The sequence below is a fragment of the Streptomyces nanshensis genome (assembly GCF_001751255.1).
GTDB lineage: Bacteria > Actinomycetota > Actinomycetes > Streptomycetales > Streptomycetaceae > Streptomyces > Streptomyces nanshensis_A.
The window spans coordinates 1-6,878 of record NZ_LJGW01000689.1 but is presented as its reverse complement, the minus strand read 5'-3'; the positions used below and the strand labels follow the sequence as shown (position 1 = coordinate 6,878).

The following is a 6,878-nucleotide window of genomic DNA, read 5'->3' as shown; positions in this document are numbered from 1 at the left end:
CGTCTCCGTGCGCGGACGCGCCCCCGAACACGGCCGCGCCGCCGAGGAGTTCGTCGTCGACGCCGGTGACCCTGCGGCCGGTGCTGTGCAGCCGCCGGCGCCGTACGACGCCGGCGGGCGCCGCGGGGGAGGCGGTGTAGAAGGGCGCGGCGGCCGGTGCGCGCCAGTCGACGAGCAAGGGGTCGCGGTCGGGGCCGCGCAGTCCGATCCGCCCGATGTAGAGGGCGTCGCCGTGGTCGGTGTCGAGCCGGCCGAAGCACAGCCCGTACTCGACCGCGTCGAGCTGCGCCAGGCGCCGCGCGTACTCGGAGGAGAGCACCTCGCGCTCGGTCATGGCCTGCCGGGTGCCTCCGTCGGCGCCGCGGGCGTGCACCTCGGCGAGGGCGGCACGGGCCTGGCTCCGCTCCTCGTCGAGGCGTGCGTACAGTCCGTCCACGTAGGTCTGCTCGGCCTCGAGCGCTGCGGCCGGCACAGCCGCCGGTTGACTGTCGTTCATGTGCCTGCTAAACTCCTTAACGGGCCTGTTCTGTACGGGAGTTGACCGTTACAAACCGTCGAGCGTAACAGCTCCGGAGGCCCCTCCGCCATCGCGCCACGTCACCGCCGCCTGCCCGGCACGGGTACGGAGCCGGGTACGGAATCGGGCGCCGCGTACGCCCTCCGCGAGCGGTCCCGCCGCCCGTCCCGTGACGGACCCGTGACCATGCCGAGGTCCCGGGGGAGAGCGCCGCACGTGCACGTACCATGGCCGCATGTCGTTCCTCCGCCGTCGCAGCGCGTCCGTCCCCGCGGGTCCGGACTTCGACGTCCTGGCCATGGACCCGACCGACTGGCCCGGCAACCTGGGCGCCGGTCTGCTGCCCGCGCCCGACGGCACCTGCCAGGGCGTCTTCCTGCGCTACGACCTCTTCGGCGGGCGCGGCCCGGCGATGATCATCGGCAACCTCCCGGAGGGCTCGCCGGCCCGCGAGATCACCGGGAGCCAGGTGCCGTTCGAGGTCGCACAACTGATGTCGGCGCTGGAGAACGACGAGGAGATCGAGGTCACCGGAGTCGAGGAGGACCCGGTGATGCACGAGGACAACCTGCTGATCGTCCGCCGGGTGAAGTGTTCCGAAGAGCGGGTCTCCTGCGTCCAGTTCGACCGCAGCGACGGTGTGCTCGTGACCATCGCGAGCTGGGACCGGCCCATCTCCAACGACCTCTACGCGCTGCTCAAGCCGCTGCCCGCGGAGATGTTCCAGCAGTGAGACCGCCGGGCCCGGGCGTTCCGTCCGCGGCCGCCGGCGGCTCCCTCCCCTGTCGTCTCCCGTCCCGTACCGCACGGCGAAGGGCCCGGCGCCCGCGTCCGGCACGGAGAGTGCCGGTCCGCGGTGCCGGGCCCCTGCGCTGTCGCGACGGGCGCCGTGCTCGCGTCTTTACGAGGACGAGCCGGTCACCCGCACATCGTCCGCCTTGACGAAGGCGACACGGTGCCCGAGCTGGATCTGGTAGTAGGTGAGATCGCCGCGCACGACCTTGAACTTCTCGGCCTGCGGGTCGAATTCCTTGGCGTACAGATACTCGCCGCGCGTCTTGAGGCCCGCGGCGTACGCCTGTCCCGCCTTGATCTTGTACGGCAGCGGTGACAGCTCCTGCGCCGGGACGCCCTCGGGGTAGGCGGCCTTCTCCGGGTAGGCACGGCCGTAGACCGGGATCTCGTCCTTGCCGTCCTTGGGGGCGACCAGCTTGCCGCGCGACGGGACGGCGGTGGGCTGCTTCGGCGGGTTGTGGAACCACGCCTTCTGGCCGAGGTACCAGATCGCGGTCCACTCGCCCTTGCGGTCGGCGACGGCGTACTGCTGGCCCGTACTGGCGCGCGCCCCCGTGTCGTTGACGCCCGTGGTGGACTTCCCTCCGTCCGGGTGCAGACCCACGTCCTGGACCAGTGCCGAGTCGGCGTCGGGCGCGGTGTGCAGCCGGACGGCACCGGAGCCGTGCGACGGGCAGGGGTCGCCGGAGTCGTCGCACTCGGTGTAGGAGGGCCGGTTCTTGTCGTAGTCGGGCCGAATCGTCACCAGCCCGCCCCGTGCGGCGTCCTTGCCGCCGGACGGCGCCGTGAACGGGGCGCCGAGGAGCCGGAAGTAGTGGCGCCAGTCGAAGTACGGGCCCGGGTCGGTGTGCATGCCGGGGATGTCGGCGGTGGTCACGCCCGGCACGTTGTCGTGGCCGAGGATGTGCTGCCGGTCCAGCGGGATGCCGTACTTCGCCGCCAGATACTTCACCAGCCGCGCCGAGGAGCGGTACATCGCCTCGGTGAACCAGGCGTCCGGATCGGTGAGGAAGCCCTCGTGCTCCAGGCCGACCGACTTGGCGTTGACGTACCAGTTGCCGGCGTGCCAGGCGGCGTCCTTGCCGCGTACGTGCTGGGCGATGTGGCCGTCGGAGGCGCGCAGCGAGTAGTTCCAGGACACATACGTCGGGTCCTGGATCAGATCCATGACGGTGTCCCACTCGCCCTCGGTGTCGTGCACCACGATGTAGTCGACCGAGGCCGAGCCGGGCCGGCGGGCCTTGTCGTGGTTGCCGTAGGTGGGGTTGCCGTCGTCGTCCGTGTACTCCTCGTACGGGGCCGGAAGCCACTCGCACGAGACGCTGCGCGGGCACTCGGGCTGCGGCTTCGCGGCCGAACGCGGCGCCGCCTGGCCGGACTTCGCCGCCGCGGGGTCGCGCAGGTCCGGGTCGGCCGCAAGGCGCATCTGCTGGCCGGAGTCCGTCGTGCGCTGCTCGCCGGAGCGCAGCACGTCGAACACGTCCGAGGCGAAGGCGGAGTCGGACGCCGAGGCCGAACCCGAACCCGAGGCCGAACCCGAGCCCGATGCCGATCCGGACGCGGACTCCGGGTATGCCGCCACCGCGCCGTACCAGTCCGCCGGGTCGGCGCTGAGCGGACGGCCCAGCTTCTTCTGCGCCGCCGCCAGCAGGGCCGCGCCGCCCCGCACGTTCGCCTCCGTCGAGCCGCGCACCTGCTTCGTGCTCAGGCCCGTCAGCTTCGCGGCCCGCTCCGCGGTGCGCAGCCGTGCGGGCAGCCGGCCGGTGTCCGGCGTGCGCTCGTGCTCCGCACGCTCGGCCGCCGCCTTGGTCGTACGGGCCGGACGGGCCGTGTCGCCCCGGGCGTCCTCCCCGGCACCGTGGCCGGTTTCGCCGGCGTGGGCGGAGCGGGCGAGCGCCGTACGCGCGTCGGTGAGATGCATCGGGCCGTAGCCGCCGGAGACGCTCGGGGCACCCCCGTGCGTGTCCCAGCGCGACTGGAGGTACGAGACGCCGAGCAGCACGCTCTCGGGCACCTCGAACTCCTCGGCGGCGTCCGCGAACTGCTGCTGCAGCCGCGAGGTGCCGCGCTGGTCCGCGGTCGCGTACGGACCGGCGGTCACCAGAGGCACCAGCAGCGCCGTCGCGGCGACGCCCGTACCGGCGGCCCACAGCGCGCGCGAACGCCGGCTGCGGGCCGTGCCTCTGCGGAAAGGGACCCCCGCGTTCCGGGCGAGGCGTCTGAGCCGTCCGGAAGCGTCGGGGGAATCGTCAACTGCACCGGAAGATGCGGGCACTTCGGGCAATGCGGCCTCCTCGGTCTGGGCTCGTCCCGTACGGGTGCGAGCGGGCCTCAGAGGTATCGGTTGCCCGAGCGTGCGTCAATGACCGTGCGCCGGGGACGATTCCCACGTCAGCGTGGCCCGTACGGCCCTGTGCTCTCCCGGCAGGTCAGGGCACGGGACCGTACGGGAGTCCGGTGGGGGGTCGGGGAGGGAGAAGGGGAGGGGATCCCAGCCGCCCGCGTGCGGGCCCACCGGAACTACCGGGTGCCCACCGCCGCGCGCACCGCGCCCCGCGCGAGCCCGCAGTCGTCGTGCAGCCGCCGCAGCAGCAGCCGCTGCTGCTCCCCGGTGGGCATCGCACCGGGACGTTCCTGCGCGCCCGGCGTCGTCGGGGCCGGAGCCGGTTCGCGGATGGTGCGCTGGATCGCCGTCTCGTACATCCGGATCTCCCGCATCAGCACGAGCATCAGGTTCACCAGGAAGGCGTCCCGTGCCGCCGCGCCCTGCGACTGCGCGAGCTGGCTGATGTGACGGCGTGCCATCGGGGCGTCGCCGAGCACCACCCACAGCGTCGCCAGGTCGTAGCCGGGCAGATACCAGCCCGCGTGCTCCCAGTCGACGAGCGCCGGACCGGTCGGCCCGAGCAGCACGTTGGTCAGCAGGGCGTCGCCGTGGCAGAACTGCCAGGGCGTGCCGCCGCCCGTGTGTGCCTGGGCGGCGCCGTGCAGCAGGGTCTGCATGTCCCCGAGGTCACGGTCCGTCAGCAGGCCCTGTTCGTGGCAGCGGGCGAGCCGGGCCGGATAGTCGATCGGACGTGTGAAGGTGCCCGGCGGCGGCTGCCAGAGGTTGAGCTTGCACAACGCGCCCAGCGCCGCCCGCAGATCGGCACGCGGCGGGCTGTCCTGGAGATGGCGCCGTAACGCCGCCACCCGTCCCGGCATGCGCTCGATGACCAGGACGCACTCGTCCGGGTCCGCGGCCACCAGCCGGGGCACGCGCAGCGGCGGACGGTGGCGTACGAAGGTGCGGTAGGCCGCCGTCTCGTGCCGGAAGCGCTCGGCGGACGACTCGGCCCGGTCGACGAGGCACTTGGCGACCACCGCCTGGCGCCCCGCCGTACCGGAGACCAGGACGGAGCGGCCCGCCCGGCGCAGCACCTGCACCGGATGGAACTCGGGACAGATGCGGCGTACGGATGCGATGGCGGCGCGCAGTTGGGCGCCGTGCGGACCGGACAGGTCCAGCCTCCCGCTGACGGACGGGGATCCGGCGGCGGCCGTCAGCCGCGGCCGGGCGGTGCCGTTCCGCGGGTCCTGCGTCCGTACCGCCGGGGGCACGGCGGGCGGCACCACCGGGGAACCGCCGCCGTAGGGCGGTGTGCCGACCGTCCGGAATGGAGCGGACACGGCGGACGTCGCTGGATGCATGGTGAGCAGAGTCCCTTCGTGTGCCGACAGGGCGGTGCGCCGGCCAGACCCGTCCGGTACGGCGGTCCGCACCCTGGGGAATGCGGCGGCCTCACCGGACGGGGCCGGGGTGGCGCCTTCCTAACGCACACCCGGGCCCGGGTGGCACACCATCTGGCGGACCCTGGCGAACCCTGGCGAATGCTCGCAGGGCAGTTGGGCCGGGGTTACTGTCAACTCAGCCGAGAACCTGGGGGCTTGACGTGACCAAGGGACCCAACACCCGTCTCGCGGACCTGTTCGGCCTCGCCGGATGGTCCAAGGGCGAACTCGCGCGGCTGGTGAACCGGCAGTCGGTGGCCATGGGCCACGCGCAACTGTCGACCGACACCTCGCGGGTACGGCGTTGGATCGACGTGGGGGAGACCCCGCGCGATCCGGTGCCGAAGGTGCTGGCGGCCCTGTTCACCGAGCGACTCGGCCGTGTCGTGACCATCGAGGACCTCGGGTTCAGCAAGCCGGGTCAGTCCGCCGGACGGCAGCGGTCCGGACTGGACGGGCTGCCGTGGGCGCCCGACCGGACGGCCGAGGTCCTCACCGAATTCACGGGAATGGACCTCATGCTCAACCGACGCGGCTTGGTGGGCGCGGGCGCCGCGCTCACCGCAGGATCGGCACTCAGCAGTGCCATGTACGACTGGCTTGCCGGCGACCGGAGTTCGGCCGCCGGCGTTCTCGAGACCGGACACTCCGGCGGCGTGCGCGCGGACGCGGCGGCGCTCGACCGGTACGACGCGGCCCCCGTGGGCTCCCAGGAGATCGAGGCCCTCGAGCACTCCGTCGAGGTCTTCCGCGCCTGGGACGCCGCACGCGGCGGCGGCCTCCAGCGCAAGGCGGTGGTGGGCCAGCTCAACGAGGTCGGCGGGATGCTCTCCTACCGTCACCCCGAGCGTGTGCAGCAGCGGCTGTGGGGCGTGGCGGCGAACCTCGCGGTCCTCGCCGGCTGGATGTCGCACGACGTCGGGCTGGAGCCCACCGCGCAGAAGTACTTCGTCATCGCCGCGCACGCCGCCCGCGAGTCGGGCGACCGGCCGCGCGCCGGCGAGGCCCTCTCGCGTGCCGCACGCCAGATGGTGCACCTCGGACGGCCCGACGAGGCACTGGACTTGATGAAGCTGGCCCGTGCCGGTTCCGGCGCGGAGACCCTGCCCCGTACGCGCGCGATGCTGCACACCATCGAGGCGTGGGCGCAGGCGTCGATGGGCCGGGGGCAGGAGATGCGGCGCACCCTCGGGGAGGCCGAGGACCTCTTCGCCTCCGACAAGGGCGATGTGCCGCCGCCGAGTTGGATGCAGATGTTCGACGAGGCCGATCTGCACGGCATGCAGGCGCTGGCCTTCCGTACGCTCGCCGAGCACGATCTGTCGGCGGCCGGGCCCGCGGAGGAGCACGCCAAGCGGGCGCTGCGGCTGCGGGACGAGCAGCGGCAGCGTTCGAAGATCTTCGACTGGATCTCGCTCGCGTCCGCCTGCTTCATCGCCGACGACCCCGAACAGGCCGACCGCTACGCGCGGTTGGCGCTGGTGAGCGTCGGCGAGAACTCCTCGCACCGCACCTGGGACAGGCTGCGTGAGATGTACCGGCTCACCGGCCGGTACGCCGGGCACAGCCGGGTCGAGGAGCTGCGCGAGGAGATCCAGCAGGCGCTGCCGCGCAAGCCGAAGCCGCCGAAGCTCTCGCGTGAGCCGAAGCCGACGCGGCTGCCGGGGGCGGGAGGCGCGGACCTGCGCTCGGTGTGAGCGGCCCGGTGTGAACGGCCCGTTGCGAGCGCGGACGTGAGCAGAGGGACGTGAGCGGGTGGGGAGGAGCGGGCGGGGGCCGGGCCGTTCCCGGTCCG

4 protein-coding genes and 1 pseudogene are annotated in these 6,878 nt (G+C 73.1%); 2 read left to right on the top strand and 3 right to left on the bottom strand.

The genetic code is table 11. From position 1 onward, the window contains the following. Window positions 1-496 (bottom strand): annotated as a pseudogene (locus AN218_RS31860) (ATP-dependent DNA helicase); the annotation flags it as partial. Between the two features lie 256 nt (window positions 497-752). On the opposite strand from AN218_RS31860, the gene AN218_RS31855 reads away from it, so the two are divergent. Beyond that, window positions 753-1,250, top strand: a complete 498-nt coding sequence (locus AN218_RS31855) for a hypothetical protein (RefSeq protein WP_070020500.1) — start codon at window positions 753-755, stop codon at window positions 1,248-1,250. A 168-nt stretch (window positions 1,251-1,418) separates the two neighbouring features. Here AN218_RS31855 and AN218_RS31850 read toward each other — a convergent pair whose 3' ends face one another. Continuing rightward, complete coding sequence (locus AN218_RS31850) at window positions 1,419-3,422, bottom strand: N-acetylmuramoyl-L-alanine amidase (RefSeq protein ID WP_244900888.1); 2,004 nt, start codon at window positions 3,420-3,422, stop codon at window positions 1,419-1,421. Window positions 3,423-3,832: 410 nt separating this feature from the next. Then, window positions 3,833-5,002, bottom strand: coding sequence for an aminoglycoside phosphotransferase family protein (locus tag AN218_RS31845; RefSeq protein ID WP_070020499.1), 1,170 nt, complete (start codon window positions 5,000-5,002; stop codon window positions 3,833-3,835). 242 nt (window positions 5,003-5,244) lie between these two features. On the opposite strand from AN218_RS31845, the gene AN218_RS31840 reads away from it, so the two are divergent. After that, entirely contained in the window at window positions 5,245-6,780 is a 1,536-nt protein-coding gene (locus tag AN218_RS31840) for a DNA-binding protein NsdB (protein WP_070020498.1), read from the top strand. Window positions 6,781-6,878: the final 98 nt, after the last annotated feature.